This window comes from Brevibacterium pityocampae (genome assembly GCF_039541555.1).
In the GTDB taxonomy this organism is placed as follows: Bacteria; Actinomycetota; Actinomycetes; order Actinomycetales; family Brevibacteriaceae; genus Brevibacterium; species Brevibacterium pityocampae.
Window position 1 is genome coordinate 386,676 of record NZ_BAABGL010000002.1, and the last position, 16,129, is coordinate 402,804.

General features: G+C 68.5%; 11 protein-coding genes and 1 pseudogene. 7 read left to right on the plus strand and 5 right to left on the minus strand.

Translation table 11 applies throughout. The features are described 5' to 3' along the window. Nucleotides 1-46: 46 nt before the first annotated feature. Nucleotides 47-1,333, plus strand: coding sequence for an adenylosuccinate synthase (locus ABD883_RS02075; protein WP_247423596.1), 1,287 nt, complete (start codon nt 47-49; stop codon nt 1,331-1,333). A gap of 169 nt (nt 1,334-1,502) precedes the next feature. On the opposite strand, the gene ABD883_RS02080 is transcribed toward ABD883_RS02075, so the two are convergent. The 3 genes from ABD883_RS02080 to ABD883_RS02090 all read right to left on the minus strand — a co-directional run bounded on the left by ABD883_RS02080 (nt 1,503) and on the right by ABD883_RS02090 (nt 4,886). Further along, nucleotides 1,503-2,204, minus strand: a complete 702-nt coding sequence (locus ABD883_RS02080; RefSeq protein WP_247423594.1) for an alpha/beta fold hydrolase — start codon at nt 2,202-2,204, stop codon at nt 1,503-1,505. A gap of 130 nt (nt 2,205-2,334) precedes the next feature. After that, nucleotides 2,335-3,447, minus strand: coding sequence for an LLM class flavin-dependent oxidoreductase (locus tag ABD883_RS02085; protein ID WP_295690927.1), 1,113 nt, complete (start codon nt 3,445-3,447; stop codon nt 2,335-2,337). A 20-nt stretch (nt 3,448-3,467) separates the two neighbouring features. Next, a complete protein-coding gene (locus tag ABD883_RS02090; RefSeq protein ID WP_345029429.1) occupies nt 3,468-4,886 on the minus strand; it encodes an O-acetylhomoserine aminocarboxypropyltransferase/cysteine synthase family protein in 1,419 nt (472 codons plus the stop codon). A gap of 299 nt (nt 4,887-5,185) precedes the next feature. On the opposite strand from ABD883_RS02090, the gene ABD883_RS02095 reads away from it, so the two are divergent. From ABD883_RS02095 to ABD883_RS02115, 5 genes are read left to right on the plus strand one after another with little or no spacing between them, the layout of a single operon-like run. Continuing rightward, nucleotides 5,186-6,745 carry an ABC transporter substrate-binding protein gene (locus tag ABD883_RS02095; protein ID WP_345029432.1) on the plus strand — a complete coding sequence of 520 codons (1,560 nt, stop codon included), beginning with the start codon at nt 5,186-5,188 and terminating at the stop codon, nt 6,743-6,745. Beyond that, complete coding sequence (locus tag ABD883_RS02100; protein ID WP_247423586.1) at nt 6,742-7,761, plus strand: ABC transporter permease; 1,020 nt, start codon at nt 6,742-6,744, stop codon at nt 7,759-7,761. Before ABD883_RS02095 ends, ABD883_RS02100 begins: the two co-directional genes overlap by 4 nt. After that, the gene (locus tag ABD883_RS02105; protein WP_345029437.1) at nt 7,758-9,614 is read left to right on the plus strand and encodes a dipeptide/oligopeptide/nickel ABC transporter permease/ATP-binding protein; all 1,857 of its coding nucleotides are present in this window, start codon (nt 7,758-7,760) and stop codon (nt 9,612-9,614) included. Before ABD883_RS02100 ends, ABD883_RS02105 begins: the two co-directional genes overlap by 4 nt. Beyond that, the gene (locus tag ABD883_RS02110) at nt 9,611-10,540 is read left to right on the plus strand and encodes an ABC transporter ATP-binding protein (RefSeq protein ID WP_345029444.1); all 930 of its coding nucleotides are present in this window, start codon (nt 9,611-9,613) and stop codon (nt 10,538-10,540) included. Before ABD883_RS02105 ends, ABD883_RS02110 begins: the two co-directional genes overlap by 4 nt. An 11-nt stretch (nt 10,541-10,551) precedes the next feature. Beyond that, entirely contained in the window at nt 10,552-11,787 is a 1,236-nt protein-coding gene (locus tag ABD883_RS02115) for an LLM class flavin-dependent oxidoreductase (protein ID WP_345029446.1), read from the plus strand. 218 nt (nt 11,788-12,005) lie between these two features. Here the strand turns inward: ABD883_RS02115 and ABD883_RS02120 are convergent, their stop codons facing one another. Next, entirely contained in the window at nt 12,006-13,223 is a 1,218-nt protein-coding gene (locus ABD883_RS02120; RefSeq protein WP_137318774.1) for a cobalamin-independent methionine synthase II family protein, read from the minus strand. A gap of 417 nt (nt 13,224-13,640) precedes the next feature. Here ABD883_RS02120 and ABD883_RS02125 point away from each other — a divergent pair, with 417 nt between their 5' ends. Further along, a complete protein-coding gene (locus tag ABD883_RS02125) occupies nt 13,641-15,227 on the plus strand; it encodes a ribonuclease J (RefSeq protein WP_254668923.1) in 1,587 nt (528 codons plus the stop codon). Between the two features lie 41 nt (nt 15,228-15,268). Here ABD883_RS02125 and purU read toward each other — a convergent pair. Further along, nucleotides 15,269-16,129 (minus strand): annotated as a pseudogene (purU, locus tag ABD883_RS02130) (formyltetrahydrofolate deformylase); the annotation flags it as partial.

Below are 16,129 nucleotides of genomic sequence, written 5' to 3' on the forward strand. Positions count from 1 at the left end.
AGGCCTGGGAGCAGGCTGCCCGGACAAACCAAGGTGATGAGAACACATGCCAGCACTCGTGGTCGTCGGCGCCCAATGGGGCGATGAAGGCAAGGGCAAGACCACCGATATCCTCGGCACCCGTGTCGACTACGTGGTCAAACCCAACGGCGGCAACAACGCCGGGCACACTGTCGTCGTCGGCGGGGAGAAGTACGAGCTCAAGCTCCTGCCGGCCGGCATCCTCTCACCCTCGGTGACCCCGGTGATCGGCAACGGCGTCGTCGTCAACCTTGAGGCGCTGTTCGAGGAGATCGAGATGCTCGAGTCCCGCGGCGCGGACACCTCGAAGCTGCGGATCTCCGCCGACGCCCACCTCGTCGCCCCGTACCACCAGGTGCTCGACAAGGTCACCGAGCGCTTCCTCGGCAAGCGCGCGATCGGCACCACCGGCCGCGGCATCGGGCCGACCTACCAGGACAAGGTGGGGCGCCTGGGCATCCGGGTCCAGGACATCTTCGACGAGTCGATCCTGCGGCAGAAGGTCGAGGGAGCACTGCGGCAGAAGAATGAGCTCCTCCTCAAGGTCTACAACCGCCGCGCTGTCGAGACCGAGGAGATCGTCGAGCACTTCCTCCAGTACGTCGACCGCCTGCGGCCGATGGTCGCCGACACCTCGCTCCTGCTCAACGAGGCGCTCGACGCCGGCGAGGTCGTCGTCATGGAGGGCGGCCAGGCGACCATGCTCGACGTCGACCACGGCACCTACCCCTTCGTCACCTCCTCGAACCCGACCGCCGGCGGTGCGGTCGTGGGCTCCGGCATCGGTCCCACCCGGGTTTCGCGGGTCGTGGGCATCATCAAGGCCTACACCACCCGCGTGGGCTCCGGCCCGTTCCCCACCGAGCTGTTCGACGACATGGGCGTCCACCTGCAGAAGACCGGCGGGGAGTTCGGCGTCAACACCGGCCGGGCCCGGCGCTGCGGCTGGTACGACGCCGTCATCGCGCGCTACGCCAGCCGCGTCAACGGCTTCACCGACTACGTGCTCACCAAGCTCGACGTCCTCACCGGCATCGAGCAGATCCCGGTATGCGTGGCCTACGACGTCGACGGCGTCCGCCACGACCAGATGCCCATGAGCCAGTCAGACTTCCACCACGCCACCCCGATCTTCGAGCACTTCGATGGCTGGACCGAGGACATCACCGGCGCCCGCACCTTCGAGGACCTGCCGGAGAACGCGCAGAAGTACGTCCTCGCGCTCGAAGCGATGTCCGGCTGCCGGATCTCGGTGATCGGCGTCGGCCCGGACCGCGAGCAGTCGATCGTCCGCCACGACCTGCTGGACTGAGTGTCGGCTGCCGGCTGCGGCGGCACGAGTGCTGCTCGCTGGAACCAGAAGTCCCAGGGTTCTGATCTCAGACCCTGGGACTTTCTCGCCTGCTCGCCGTTCAGCAGAAGGGCGCCGGCCGCTCAGCCAGCGATCGGCGCCCCGTTCGACGGTGAATGATTCGACGCGTTCACCGCAGAATCGGACTGCCGTCGTTCTTGATGTCCTCGAGGAACTGGACGATCCGAGCAGCGACGCTGCGATGCGAGCGGTCGTTGAGCGCGTCATGGGCGCCGTCGGCAGTCCGGACGACAGCCGCACCCGGCACGCGAGTCAGCCATGCGGTGCCTGCGTTCACGTCGACCACGTCATCGGACTCACCGTAGACGCCGAGGACCGGAACCTTCACCGACTCCGGCGCCGGCAGGGACAGGCTGGCCGGCAGCGGCGTCGACAGTGCCGCAGGGTCCAGGTTCTCCGGCTGCCTGAGCACTGACTGGTGCACCGGGCAGGTGGAGCGCCGGCCGATCTGCGCCTCGGGATCCAGCACAGTCCCACTGGCATCAGCAGCCGGCGTGGAACCCGCGTCCGAGGCGGTAGTCCCGTCAGTCGCGGCCGGTGACGGCGCCACCGGAAGGCCCGCGATGACCACGCCGGCGACTGGCGCTTCATCGGCTGCGAGGTCGAGGGCGAGGACCCCGCCGGCATCCGAGCCGACAAGGAAGTGCGGAGTGGGCAGCTCGGGATCGTTGAGAACGGCGTGGACCGCCTCGGCCGCTGCCTGGGGGTCCGCAGCCGCCCCGGTCACGACGCGGACCGGGTAGGCGTCATAGGCGATGCGGCCGGCGAACCTGTCGTAGACGGAGGCGGCCTCGCCACGGCCGGCGATCATGGTGACCGTGCCGCGAGGGTTGGCTCCGGGCTTGATCTCGATGGCGGTGGTGGTGACGGTGCTCGTCGATGAGGTGACTGTCATGGGGGTTCCTTTCAGAATGTGCGGACGGTTGCGGAGGACGTGCGGATCAGACTCGTGTGGCAGCGCGATCGGCTTCCGCGCCGGCCGGCTTCGCTCCTGCCCCGACCGACGTCTGGGACTCCGCACCCGCCTCGATCTCGCGCACGAGCGGGATGAGGTCCGAGGCGATCCGCTCGAGCTCCTCATGGAGCGGCGACGCCTGGATCAGCAGCAGATTGACTCCGGCGGCGCGGTACGCGGCGATCTTCTCCGCGACCTGTTCGGGCGTGCCGACCAGCTCCGGGCGCAGCGCGCGGGTACCCACCGAATACTCCCGCTTGGAGACTTCGACATCGAGCTTCGAGTGGGCCACGAACTCCTCGAACGAGGCGTAGCCGGGCGAGTTCGGGTCGACGGTGGTGATGCGCTCGAGCTCAGCCCGCGCCTCGGCCTCCGTGTCGCGGACGATGACGTAGGCGCTCATCCCGATGGTCTCGAACGGCGCGCCCTGCAGGCGGAAGCGGCGCGCATTCACGTCGGCGGCCTTCTCCCGCAGCTCCTCGACGGTGCCGCCATGGGTGACGTAGGAGTCGGCGAAGCCGGCGATCGCCTCGCGGCCGCCCTCCGATTCTCCGCCGGCGTAGATCTTCGGGGTCTTCGCCGGCTTCGGCTCGACCACGGTGTCCTCGAAGCTGAAGTACCGCCCGTGCTGGCTGTACGGGTTCTGGGTCCACAGCCCGCGGAGGGCGTCGACGAACTCGGTGCAGTGGACGTACCGGTCGTCGTGGGAGGGGAAGACTCCGCCGAACTGCTTGGCCTCTTCCTCCCACCACGCCGCGACGACGTTGAGCGAGAACCGGTCGTTCGAGACGTCGGCCAGGGTGGACAGTCGCTTCGCCGTCACCTGCGGGTTGTGGTAGCCGGGGCGGATCGCGGTGAGGATCTCCAGCTTCTCCGTGACCGCGGCGATCGCGGTCGCCAGCGACCATGCCTCCAGGCTGGGCTCATTCACGCCCTTGCGGTCATTGAGGTAGAGCTCCGGGACGAGGGTGAGCTCGAAGCCCAGCCGGTCGGCCTGGGTGCTGATGGTGCGGATGTAGTCCCAGGTCGCGGGCATCCCCTCGTCGCCGACGTTGCGCAGAAAGCCGCCGTAGACGGGGGTCCAGTAGCCGAATCGCATAGTTCTCCTTCAGTGGGGCTTCAGTGAGCCAGGGCGGGGGAGTGGTCGGTGGCCGAGGCGGCCGCAGCCGGAGTGAGGGCCGCCAATGCGGCGGCGAGGTCACGGCGCAGATCCGCCGGATCCTCGAGCCCGATCGACAGGCGGACAGTGGTGAGTTCGATTCCGGCCCCAGCCCGGCCCGCCTCGTCGAGGCGCGAGTGCGTCATGGTCGCGGGGTGGACGACTAGCGAGCGGGTGTCGCCGATGTTGGCCACGAGCGCGAACAGCTCGAGCGCATCGACGAAGGTCTCCACCTGAACCGGGTCGACGGCTAGGTCGAAGGCGAAGACGCTGCCGAGGCCTTCGGGCAGCAGCCGGCCGGCCAGCGCGTGCTCGGGGTGGCCGGGCAGCCCCGGATGATGGACTCGTGCGACCTGCGGCTGCTCGACGAGGAACTCCGCAAGCTCGAATGCCGTCTGCGTCTGACGCCGGATCCGCAGCTCCAGGGTCTCGATGCCCTGGATGATCTGTGCGGCGTTGAACGGTGACAGCGTCGGACCGAGGTCATGGACGGCCTTGGCGCGTGCCAGCACGAGGAACGGCGTGCGGCCGCCGCTGCCGTCGAACTCCTCGGTGAACACGATGTCGCCGAACCGGTGGTAGGGCCGGGTGAGCCGGGGCCAGCGGGGCGCCTCGGCGGTGAAGTCGAAGGTGCCCGCGTCGACGATCACGCCTGCGATCGAGGTGCCGTGCCCGCCGAGATATTTGGTCGCCGAATGGACCACGATGTCGGCGCCCAGCTCGATGGGCCGGAGCAGGACGGGGGTGGCCATCGTGTTGTCGATGACCACTGGCACGCCTCGGGAGTGGGCGAGATCCGCGATCGCGGCGATGTCGGGCACCGTGAGGATCGGGTTGCCGATCGACTCGAGGAAGACTGCGCGGGTGGTTTCGCGCAGCGCGGCCTCCCACGCCGCGAGGTCGAGCGGGTCGACGAACGTCACCTCGATGCCGAGGTCCGCGAAGGTGTCACCCAGCAGGTCGCTGGTACCGCCGTACAGCTTGTTCGACGCCACGATGTGGTGAGGCATGCCCGGCCCGCGCGCCGAGCCCGGCCCGGCGGCGGCGACCAGGGTGAGGAGCGCGACGGCCACGGCCGCCTGCCCGGAGCCCAGGGCGACTGCTCCCGCGCCCCCTTCGAGATCCGCCACCCGCCGCTCGAGGACGGCGTTGGTGGGGTTGCCGTTGCGGCTGTAGATGTTGCCGGGGCGGCGCAGCGCGAAGGTGTCGCGGGCGGCGGCAAAGCTCTCGAACTCATATGCGGCTGACTGGTAGATCGGCACGGCGACCGTGTTCTGGGGTGTCCCCGGGGTATAGCCGACGTGGATCTGCCGGGTCGCCGGAGCGAGCCCGGCGCCGGCCGGCGTGTTTTCTGACCCTGCTCGGGCGATGGCTGACATGGTGCGTCCTCTCGTGTGTCTGCAGTCATAGTCGGGCACGCTCAGCCGCGGGGTCGAATCGTCGTTGCGGATTGTGAACTTCCGCGTCAGCCCGTGAACGTGCGCGATGCAGTGTGACCGGAGGCACGGTCTCCGGCGGGCGGACGTGCCACCGTGACCATCAAATCCAGCTCCGAACGACGCCCGGATTCAGCACGACTCCAGCACGACGTCCGCACTCCCGGATTCAGCACATTGGATTCCAGGGCCGAGCAGAACCCGCCGTGCTTCCGCGATCACGATCACCACGAGGAGGGTCCATGTCCCAGCAGCTGATATCCCGCAGCGCCTTCGCCCGCCTGTCCGCGGCGGTGATCGGCACCGCCCTGCTCGGTGCCGGGTGTGCTCCGCCCCGGCAGCAGGTGAGCGCGGCCGGCGAGGCGGGGGACGGGCAGCTGGGCCGGCTCACCTGGGGCTGGCGGCTGCCGACCACGTGGGATTCCGCGAAGGGGATCGGCTACGACGTGCATGTCCTGTCGCTGGTCTACTCCGGGCTGACCCGGTTGGGTCCGGACGGTGCGCTGCAGCCGGACCTCGCCGAGTCCTGGACCTACAACGGCACCGGCGACGCTGTCACCTTCCATCTGCGCCCGAACCTGACCTACAGCGACGGCACCCCGGTCGACGCCGCAGCCGTCAAGGCCGGCCTCGAACGCAGCCGGGACCTGCCCGGTGCGACGAGCGGGCAATCCCTGGCGATCATCCAGGACATCACCGCGGACTCCGCCACCGATGTCACGCTCCACCTGGCCGAGGTCAGCTATCAGCTGCCCCTGCTGCTCGCAGGACTCATCGGCCATCTCGTGTCCCCGGCCGCGATCGAATCAGGGGCTGAGCTCAACATCGCGCCGGTGGGTGCCGGCCCATTCGTGCTCGCCGAGTACGTGCCGGGCTCGCACGCCACACTGCGCCGCAACCCGAATCACTGGAACGCCGCGGAGATCCTCCTCGACGAGCTGCAGGTGGTGCCCCGCCCCGCTGAAGCGGTTGCCTACGCCGGGCTCCGCTCCGGCCAATACGACCTCGCCCACGTCGACGACTCCCAGATCCTTCCCCTCGAGCAGTCCGGGTTCTCCGTGATTGGCGGCACCTGCTTCAACGTCCACACCATCGAGGTCAACAATCGGCACGCTCCCTTCGACGATCCCCGCGTCGTCGAGGCCTTCAACCGCGCCATCGACCGGGAGGGGATCATCGAAGGTCCGCTGTTCGGCCACGGGGAGCCGGACTGGCAGCCCTTCTCCCGCGGCGTGCAGGGCTACGACCCCGAACTCCACCGGCGCTGGGACCACGACCCGGAGGAGGCCCACCGCCTGCTCGCCGAGGCGGGCCACCCCGACGGCATCTCCGTCACGTTCCACGTCATCGGGGATGCCGGCAACGACACCAGCCGGAAGATCGCCGAGGCGGTCCAGGCCCAGGTGGCCGAAGCCGGCTTCGACCTACGCCTGGAGATCGCCCCGCCGGGCGCCGGCCAGAAGGCCGCCCACTCGTACACGCTCTACATGTACTCGTTCTCCGGCCGGGAGTCTCCGGTGCAGGCGCTCGAGGTGCTCTACAGCGAGGGCGGCTGGATGAACATCTCCCAGCAGGCCCCCGAGGAGTTCACAACTGCACTCGAGCGGGTGCGCCGCACCCCGCTAGAGTCACCCGACTACCTGCCGCATCTGCAGGCAGCCACCCGCGCTGCCGTCAGCGGGGCCTCACCGCACGCGTGGCTCGTCAACTGGAACCGCGCGCACGCGCTGAACGACCGCGTCACGGGCTTCACGCACTGCATCCACACCCAGCGATTCGAAGGAGTGGGGGTCCGCTCATGAGCGCTGCAATCTGGGTGCTGCACGGCCTGGGCCGCGCCGTGCCGGTGCTGTTCGCCACTGCGGGGATCACCTTCCTGCTGAGCGCGTTCGCCAAGCAGGAGCCGGCCGATATCCTCCTCGGCGAGGCCGCCACCCCCGAAGCCGTCGCGGAGCTCAACCACGAGCTCGGTCGCGACCGCCCCCTCCTCGTCCAGTTCGGATCCTGGATCGCCCAGGCGGTGCAGGGCGACCTCGGCACCAGTTGGTTCACCGGCATCCCGGTGCTGACGACGATCACGGACCGGATGCCGGTGAGCCTGTCCATCGCGGGACTGGCCCTGGTGATCGCCGTGGTGCTGGGCGCCTCGGCGGGGATCGCGGCAGCCCTGCTGCGCGACAGCTGGGTCGACCGCCTGGTGACGCTGGCAGCATCCACGCTGGCCACGCTGCCGCCGTTCGTGGTGTCGATCGGCCTGATCCTGTTGTTCGGGGTGGCGCTGCCCTTCCTTCCCACCGGCGGCTATGTGCCCTTCGAGCGGAGCCCGGGCGGCTGGCTGGCGTCGATCATCCTGCCGGCGATCGCCCTGTCGCTCGAGGCGGCCGCCGACATCGCACGTCAGCTGCGCACCGCGCTCGTGCGGACGTACGAGGAGAACCTCGTGATCGGCGCCCGCCTGCGCGGGCTGTCCCCGGCTCGGATCCTGTTCCGGCACGCGCTGCCCCACGCCTCCGGACCTGCGCTGGCAGCACTGGGGATCCAGGTGCCGCGGCTGATCGGCGGAGCGATCATCGCCGAGCAGATCTTCTCCCTGCCGGGACTCGGCCTGATGGCGTACGACGGCGCGATGCAGGGGGACCAGCCCGTGGTGCTCGGCGCGGTCATGGTGACCGTCGTCGTGGTGCTCATCAGCACGCTCATCGTCGACCTGCTCATCCTCGCGCTGAATCCCGCGGCCCGGACCACCCCGGCCCGGACCACCCCGGCTCAGGCAACCCCGGCCCGGACCACCCCCGCCACCGAGAGGAGCTCCCTGTGATCGCCGTCCGAACTCTGCTGAGCCGCCCCACCGCGGCCGTCGCGCTCGCGGTGCTGATCCTCGTGGCCGTGGTCACCGCGTTGGGCTCCGTGCTCGCTCCCTCCGATCCGCTCGCCCAGGACACCTCGCAGGTCCTGGCGGCGCCCTCAGCGGCGCACTGGCTGGGCACCGACTACCTCGGCCGCGACATCCTCTCCCGACTGCTGGCCGGCACACGGCTGTCGGTGCTCGCCGCGCTCGAGGCGGTCGTCATCGCGCTGCTGCTCGGCACGGTTTCCGCCGTGGCATCGGTGTTCGCCCCACGCGGGATCCGCTGGGTGCTCGAGCGGGTGTTCGACTCGTTCATGGCGCTGCCCTTCATCACCTTCGCCGTCGCGATCGGCGCGCTGCTGGGCAACAGCATCCACGCGGCGATGGTCGCCGTGGGCATCCTCGCCTCCCCGACCTTCTTCCGGGTGGTCCGGGCTGTCGTCATCGAGATCGCGCATACCCAGTACGTGGATGCCGCGCGACTGTTCGGCGTTCCGATTCCCAAGCTCGTACTGGCCCACGTGGTGCCGCGGATCGTGCCGGTGCTGCTGGTGACCTCGGCGAGCGTGCTGGCCGGGAGCCTGCTCGTGGTGGCCAGCCTGACGTTCCTCGGCGTCGGAGTGCAGCCGCCGACTCCGACCTGGGGCGGAATGCTCTCGGCCGACCTTTCCTATCTCGCGATCCGCCCGTTCAATCCGGTCGCGCCCGCGCTGGCGATCATGCTCTCCGTCGCCGCGCTCGGGATCCTCGCCGATCACATCCGGGACCTTCCTGCGCGGGGTGCCGAAGACGAGCCGGCCGGCGAGGGCAGTACCGATGATGCGCCCGTGGACGGGCGGGGGGCCGACGCCGAGGTGATCGACCGGCGAGTGGCAGGCGGTGCACCGGACGATGCACCCGTCCGCGCCTCGCTCTCCGGCCAGGAGCTCTCTCATGCAGGGCCGGGCCCATCGCGCTCCGGCCAGGACCTGGTCAACATCGAGAATCTCCACGTGCAGGCTCCGTCCGGTGCCGAGCTGGTCCGCGGGATCAGCCTGCGGGTGCCGAAGTGCACGAGCGTGGGCATCCTCGGCGAGTCAGGTTCCGGCAAGTCGATGACCTGCAAGGCGCTGCTCGGCGTGCTGCCCGATGGAGTGGCTATGACGGAGGGCAGGATCTCCTTCGACGGCACGGACCTTGTCAACCGGGCCGGCGCCTCGGCGAAGAACCAGTGGCAGGACCTTCACGGCAAGCGGATCGGCGCGGTGTTCCAGGACCCGGCCACCTGGTTCAGCCCGCACTTGACTGTCGGCTCGCAGGTCGACGAGGCGCTGCGCAGTGCTCTCGGGCTCAGTCGGAAGGCCGCAGCTGCCCGCCGTGCCGAGCTCTTCTCCCACGTCGGGCTGCAGGACCCCGAACGGGTGGCGGGCCAGTACGTGCACGAACTGTCCGGCGGAATGCTGCAGCGGATCCTGCTGGCGATCGCCGTGAGCGGCGAACCCGACCTGCTCGTTGCTGACGAGGCCACCACGGCCCTCGACGTCACCGTGCAGGCCGAGGTGCTCGCCCTGATCCGGCGACTGCGCGAATCCCACGACCTCACGGTGCTGATGATCTCCCACGACCTCGCGGTGCTCGCGCACAGCTGCGAATACCTCTACGTCTTCCGTGACGGTGAGGTCGTCGAGCACGGGCCGACCGGACAGCTCCTCACCACCCCTCGCCACCCGTACACGCAGACGCTGCTCGCCGACCACAGCCGGTTCGGCATCGAGGCAGTCGCGACGGACCAGTTTCCAGACTCCGACCCGCACCGCAACGACCAGGGGACAATCCGACCATGACGCAGACTCCGACCATTTCGAAGAACCCGACCACCACGCAGACTCCGCTGCCGGACCAGAACTCGGCGGGGACCCCGAGCCCGATCCAGACCGCGAGCCCCAGCCCGAACCGAGAAGGAACGAGAGCCAGACTCGACGCGACTCCCTCGCATTGCACCCCCGTCCTGGCCGTCGAGGACCTGAGCGTCCGATTCGGCCCCCTTGAGGTGCTGCACGGGATCTCCTTCGAGGTCGCCCCCGGCGAGATCGTCGGACTGATCGGCGAGTCCGGCTCGGGCAAGACGACGCTGGGCCGAGCCGTGCTCGGCGCGGTGTCGATCTCCGGGGGCACGCTCGAGGTGGACGGCCAGCGGGTCGAGGGCCTCACGCACCGGCAGTGGCGTCGGTTCCGCCGCGAGGGCCACGCGCAGTACGTGTTCCAGGATCCGCTGCGCAGCCTCGATGCCCGCTTCACGGTCCTGCGCTCCGTGCTCGAAGGTGCGACCGAGACCTTCGGCAAGAACTCCGCCGAGGCGCCCGCCCACCGGGCGCTTCACGCCGTCGGCCTTCCCGAGCAGCTGTGGGGGAGACGGCCCGGCGCGCTGTCGGGCGGCCAGCGGCAAAGAGTCGCGATAGCGCGGGCGCTCGCCGTCCAGCCGCGACTCCTCGTGTGCGATGAGCCGGTGTCGGCCCTCGACGCCTCGAGCCGGAGCGAAGTCGTCGACACGCTGCGCGCCACCGCCGACGCGGGCACTGGAATGCTCCTGATCTCCCACGACCTGTCCTCGCTGGGGTCGATCGCCGACCGGGTGCTCGTGCTCAATGACGGCACGATCGTGGAGTCCGGCCCCGCGGCGGAGGTTCTCGGCGCGCCTCAGCATCCATACACGCGCAAGCTCATCGCCGCGATCCCGACGATCAGCGGCGCAACCGCAACCCCACTCTGAAGGAGACGACAATGGCAGAAATCCTCGGAATGATCTCGTCCCAGCGAGGCTCGGAGACCGACCCGGTCACCGGTCCGGCCGTCGATCCCGGATGGATTCGGGACTTCGCACGTGCCCACGAGGAAGCCGGCTTCGACCGGGTCCTCATCGGATACTCCTCAGCGTCCCCCGACGGGTTCGCGATCGCCTCGGCGGTGCTGCAGGCGACCGAACGCCTCGGCGTGCTCATCGCCCACCGGCCCGGTTTCGTGGCACCCACCGTCCTCGGACGGAAGCTCGCCACGCTCGACCACCTCAGTGGTGGCGGCAGGGTCGCGGTCCACCACATCTCCGGCGGCTCCGATGCCGAGCAGGCCCGCGACGGCGACTATTCGACCAAGCCCGAGCGCTATTCCCGAACAGCCGAATTCATGCAGGTGCTGCGGAAGGCCCTCAACTCGTCCGAGCCCTTCGACTACGCCGGAGACTTCTACCGAGTCGCCGACGCCAACAGCGCGGTGCACCCCGTCCACCCTGGCGGCATCCCGCTGTGGTTCGGCGGGCTGTCGGAGGATGCGGTGCGAGTCGGCGGCGAGCACGCCGATGTCTATGCCCTGTTCGGTGAGCCGAAAGCACAGGTCGCTGATCGCATTGCTGCGATCCGCGCCGTCGCGGAGCGCACCGGCAACCACGGGCTGTCGTTCTCGATGTCGACCCGTCCGGTCGTCGGGGTGACGGAGGATGAGGCATGGGCCAAAGCCGAGGCCTACCTTGAGCAGGCGGCGCACAACAAGGCCGCCGGCGCCGAGGACAATCCGCTGCGGCTGCGGCACAAGGCCTCCGACGAGCGAACAGCGGAGTCGGCCGATCGACTGCAGCGTCTGGCCCACCAGCGCGACGTCCACGACGAGCGACTGTGGTTCGGCATCACGAAGCTCATGGGGCCGCAGGGCAACTCGAGTGGTCATGTGGGAACGGGCCAGCAGGTGGCCGACTCGCTGCTCGAGTACTGGCATCTGGGAGTGCAGAACTTCCTGATCCGCGGATTCGATCAGCTCGGGGACGTCCAGGATTGGGGCGAGCACCTGATTCCACATCTGCGGGCGGGAATCGTGGCGCGGCTCAGCGTGGGCTGCGGTGCCGGCAACGGCGTCGCTGCTGACAGCAGCAACCCGGGCAGTGCCATCGTCGGCAGCAGTGCTGGTGCCGGCAGCCGCGCCAGTGTCGACAGCAGTGCCAGGACCGCATCCGCTGGGCTGCGTTCCTGAGGCTACCGGCCCTGTCCTCAGTCGAGACTGAAGTCCCGAGATCGATTCTTGGATTTCGGGACTTCAGTCTCGACCCAGCGTGCCGGGGTCGCGACCGAACCCCGGAAGAGCTGACACCACCCGCAACGCCTGAGGCGGCGGCCGGAGAAGAACTCCGGCCGCCGCCTCAGGCGCTGCGCCGCTGCCGTGGGATTCAGACCCGCGACAGCGGCTGCCCGTCAGACCACAGCCCGCTGGCGCAGACGCTGCGTGGCGATCTCCGCGCCCTGCGTCAGCGACTCGAGCTTGGCCAGCGCGATCTCCGGGTGGACGCGTCCGCCCAGACCGCAGTCGGTGGAGGCGACGACATTCTCGGGCCCGACGAGCTCTGCGAATCGGGTGATCCGATCGGCGACGAGCTCGGGGTGTTCGACGACGTTCGTCGAATGGGACACGATGCCGGGGATGATGTACTTGCCATCCGGAAGAGTCGTCTCCTGCCAGATCTTCCACTCGTGCTCGTGACGTACGTTCGCCGCCTCGAAGGTGATCCCGGCAGCGTTGATGGTCAGGACCTGATCGACGATCGCCGAGAACGGCAGATCGGTGACGTGCGGTCCATGCCAGGATCCCCAGCAGGTGTGAATTCGGACCTGCTGCGGGTCGATGCCGCGCAGGGCGTGGTTGAGGGCGTCGATGCTCAGCTGCGTGAACGTGCGGTAGTCCGCGATCGAAGGCTCGGGGTTGATCTGGTCGAAGTTCTCCGCCAGTGAGGGGTCGTCGATCTGCACGATGAGGCCCGCCTCGGTGATCGCCAGGTACTCCTCGCGGAGAACGTCGGCCCAGGCCCACACGAAGTCCTCATAGCTCTCATAGTGCTTGTTCTCGATCCGCGCCGCCGAGGCGGGCGACAGCGAGTTGAGGAACCCGCGGGCAGGGTCGTACCCGGCGGCTTCCAGGCCCTTCTTGACGTTGGCGATGTCGCGCTTGACCTGTTCGTGGCCGATGTAGGAGATCGGACCGACGGCCTGCGGGAACCCCGGTTGTGTGCCGGTGTCGGTGCCGGCGGTCGGATCGCTGTAGGCGGCGGGGAAGAGGTTCCGGTCGCGACGGTCCTGGAAGCTGGTCAGGCGCACGTTGCCCGGCTCGCTCCGCTGGGCGGGCAGCTCCCACAGGCCCTGGCCTGAGATCTTCAGGCCGCCGGTGCGGTTGAAGGAGTAGTGCCACCACGCGCCGTAGTCGAACTGCGCGGCCATGTCGTGGCCGAACTCGCCGTCGTTCGGCTCGGTGATGCCGAGATCCTTCTGCTTCTGCACGATGTCGACGACGCTGGCTTCGAGGAGGTCGCCGAACTCTGCGTCCGACACCGCTGCGTCAGCCTTGGCGGCGTTGGCATCGATGAGCTTGGGGGTGCGCGGCAGCGACCCGGCGTGCGAAGTGCGAATTCCTGCGGACATGTCTGTCTCCTTCAACCCGGTTACCCGGCTAGGTTTTTCGTGGGTAGGACCAGATCAGCACGAAACGCGGTGCTCCGACGTGAAGGCCGTCACATGCTGACGCCCGATTTCACACGACGTCACACCCCGCAATGGAGCGACTCGGAACAGGCATGCGGGAGCGAGGTCTGCAGAATCACCACTCCTGAACTCTCGACCGGCGGTCGCAGGTAAGATCGATGCAGACTTCCCGCTCGGCGCTCACTCTTCGGCCGGCCGCGGGTCCCAAGACATTGCACCACCCCACTGTTTCCCCACCGATGATGAAAGCGTGATTCTTTGGCTCGTTCCTCCCGCAAGCAGACGTCCCCGCCCGCCCTCACACCAGGGGGCCTGAGGATCACCCCGCTGGGTGGCCTGGGTGAGATCGGGCGCAACATGACCGTCTTCGAACACGAGGGCAAGCTCCTCATCGTCGACTGCGGGGTGCTGTTCCCCGAAGAGCACCAGCCCGGCATCGACGTGATCCTGCCCGACTTCACCTCCATCCGCCACCGGCTCCAGGATGTGGTGGGCATCGTGCTCACGCACGGCCATGAGGACCACATCGGCGGAGTGCCGTACCTGCTCAAGGAGCGGCCGGACATCCCGCTGATCGGCTCGCAGCTGACCCTGGCCTTCATCACGGCCAAGCTCACCGAGCACCGGATCACTCCCTCCACCGTCCACGTCGAGGCCGAGGACACCCACAAGGTCGGACCCTTCGAGCTGGAATTCGTCGCGGTCAACCACTCGATTCCGGACAGCCTTGCTGTGGCCATCCGCACTCGTGCCGGGCTCGTGCTGCACACCGGCGACTTCAAGATGGACCAGTTCCCGCTGGACAACCGGATCACCGACCTGCGGCATTTCGCTCGGTTGGGCGAGGAGGGTGTCGACCTCTTCCTCACCGACTCCACCAACGCCGAGGTGCCCGGCTTCACCGTCTCCGAGCGCGAGCTCAACCCCGCGATCGAGAAGGTGTTCGCCACCGCTCCCAAGCGGATCATCGTCTCCAGCTTCGCCAGCCACGTCCACCGGATCCAGCAGGTCCTCGACGCCGCCCATGCCAGTGGTCGGAAGGTCGCGTTCGTGGGCCGCTCGATGGTCAGGAACATGGGCATCGCCCGTGAGCTGGGATATCTGAAGATCCCGCGCGGCCTGATCGTGAACTTCAAGAAGCTGCAGTCGATGCCCGACAACAAGATCGCGCTGGTGTGCACCGGCTCGCAGGGTGAGCCGATGGCGGCGCTGTCGCGCATGGCGTCCGGGACCCACCAGATCAAGCTCGATCGGGACGACACCGTCCTGATGGCCAGCTCGATGGTCCCCGGCAATGAGAACGCCATCTACGGAATCATCAACAAGTTCACCGACCTCGGAGTCAAGGTCGTGCACAAGGGCAACGCCCAGGTCCACGTGTCCGGTCACGCCTCGGCCGGAGAGCTCGTCTACTGCTACAACATCGTGCGACCCAAGCATGTGATGCCGGTGCACGGGGAGTCGAAGCACCTCCACGCCAACGCCGAGCTCGCCGCGAGGACCGGGGCGCCGCGTGAGCGCGTGCTCGTCGTCGGCGACGGCACCACCGTCGATCTCGTCAAGGGCCAGGCCAAGGTCTCGGGCAAGGTCGAGGCCGGGCTGGTCTACGTGGACGGCCACATGGTCGGCAAGGTCACCGAGGAGACGCTCGTCGAGCGCAGGCTGCTCCAGGAGGGCGGCGCGGTGACGATCGTGGCGATCGTCGATCCCGACACGAACACGCTCACCGAACCGCTCGAGTTCATGACCAAGGGCTTCATCCAGGACCCGCAGATCTTCAAGGGCGCCGCGGAGAAGGTCAAGAAGGCCCTCGCCTCGCCTGACGCGTCGAAGATCGACGACATCGACGAGCTCGAGAAGCTCATCGTCGACACCGTGAGCCGCCACCTGGAGCGCGCCTACCGCAGGGCGCCGCTGATCACTGCCGTCGTCATCGACGCCTGATTCGGGCGCTCAGCACGACCGGGTGCTGAGCGCCGGGCCTGCTTCAGCACCACAGTCCGGTTGCCGTTGAGGAAGACACGCCCCTCGCAGTGCCATTTGACCGCGTTCGCCAGCGCCTTGCGCTCGGTGTCGCGGCCGGCGGCGGCGAGGTCGGCGGCGTCGAAGGTGTGGTCGACCTCCACCACCTGCTGAGCGATGATCGGGCCCTCGTCGAGCTCGGCGTTGACGTAGTGGGCGGTGGCGCCGACGGTCTTCACACCCTTCTCGTACGCCTGGTGGTAGGGACGGGCGCCCTTGAAGCTCGGCAGGAACGAGTGATGGATGTTGATGACCTCGCCCGCCATGTCCTCGACGAGCCGGCTGCTGAGCACCTGCATGTACCGGGCCAGCACCACGAGCTCCACGTCGTACCGCTCCCGCAGCTTCAGCAGCTCCGCCTCGGCCTGCGGCTTGGTGGCCGGAGTGACGGGGATGTGGTGGTAGGGGATCCCATGCCATTCGACGAGGTCGCGGTGATCGTCGTGATTGGACACCACGGCCACGACCTCGATCGGCAGCTCGCCCACGCGGGCGCGGAACATCAGGTCATTGAGGCAGTGCTCGGACTTCGACACCATGAGCAGCACGCGCCGCTTCCGGCCCTTCGGCTCCACCGTGAGCTACGCCCGGTACTGCTCCGCCAGGGGCGCGAATGCCTCCCGCGGCGCCTGTGTCGACACCGCCGAACCACCCTCGCAGGCGAAGTGCACGCGCAGGAAGAAGCGCTGGGAATTCCGGTCGCCGAACTGCTTGAGGTCGATGATCTCCTGGCGCTGCTGGACGAGCACCTCGGTGATCGAGTGGACGATGCCCAGCTTCTCCGGGCAGGCGAAGGTCAGAATGTGCTCAGTGTGGTCCGACAT

Bases quoted from the DNA above. Each gene is read 5' to 3' on its own strand.
- ABD883_RS02115 (WP_345029446.1), top strand. From the start codon at position 10,552: ATGGCAGAAATCCTCGGAATGATCTCGTCCCAGCGAGGCTCGGAGACC.
- ABD883_RS02090 (WP_345029429.1), bottom strand. From the start codon at position 4,886: ATGTCAGCCATCGCCCGAGCAGGGTCAGAAAACACGCCGGCCGGCGCC.
- ABD883_RS02080 (WP_247423594.1), bottom strand. From the start codon at position 2,204: ATGATCGCCGGCCGTGGCGAGGCCGCCTCCGTCTACGACAGGTTCGCC.
- ABD883_RS02110 (WP_345029444.1), top strand. From the start codon at position 9,611: ATGACGCAGACTCCGACCATTTCGAAGAACCCGACCACCACGCAGACT.
- ABD883_RS02125 (WP_254668923.1), top strand. From the start codon at position 13,641: ATGACCGTCTTCGAACACGAGGGCAAGCTCCTCATCGTCGACTGCGGG.
- ABD883_RS02100 (WP_247423586.1), top strand. From the start codon at position 6,742: ATGAGCGCTGCAATCTGGGTGCTGCACGGCCTGGGCCGCGCCGTGCCG.
- ABD883_RS02095 (WP_345029432.1), top strand. From the start codon at position 5,186: ATGTCCCAGCAGCTGATATCCCGCAGCGCCTTCGCCCGCCTGTCCGCG.
- ABD883_RS02120 (WP_137318774.1), bottom strand. From the start codon at position 13,223: ATGTCCGCAGGAATTCGCACTTCGCACGCCGGGTCGCTGCCGCGCACC.
- ABD883_RS02085 (WP_295690927.1), bottom strand. From the start codon at position 3,447: ATGCGATTCGGCTACTGGACCCCCGTCTACGGCGGCTTTCTGCGCAAC.
- ABD883_RS02075 (WP_247423596.1), top strand. From the start codon at position 47: ATGCCAGCACTCGTGGTCGTCGGCGCCCAATGGGGCGATGAAGGCAAG.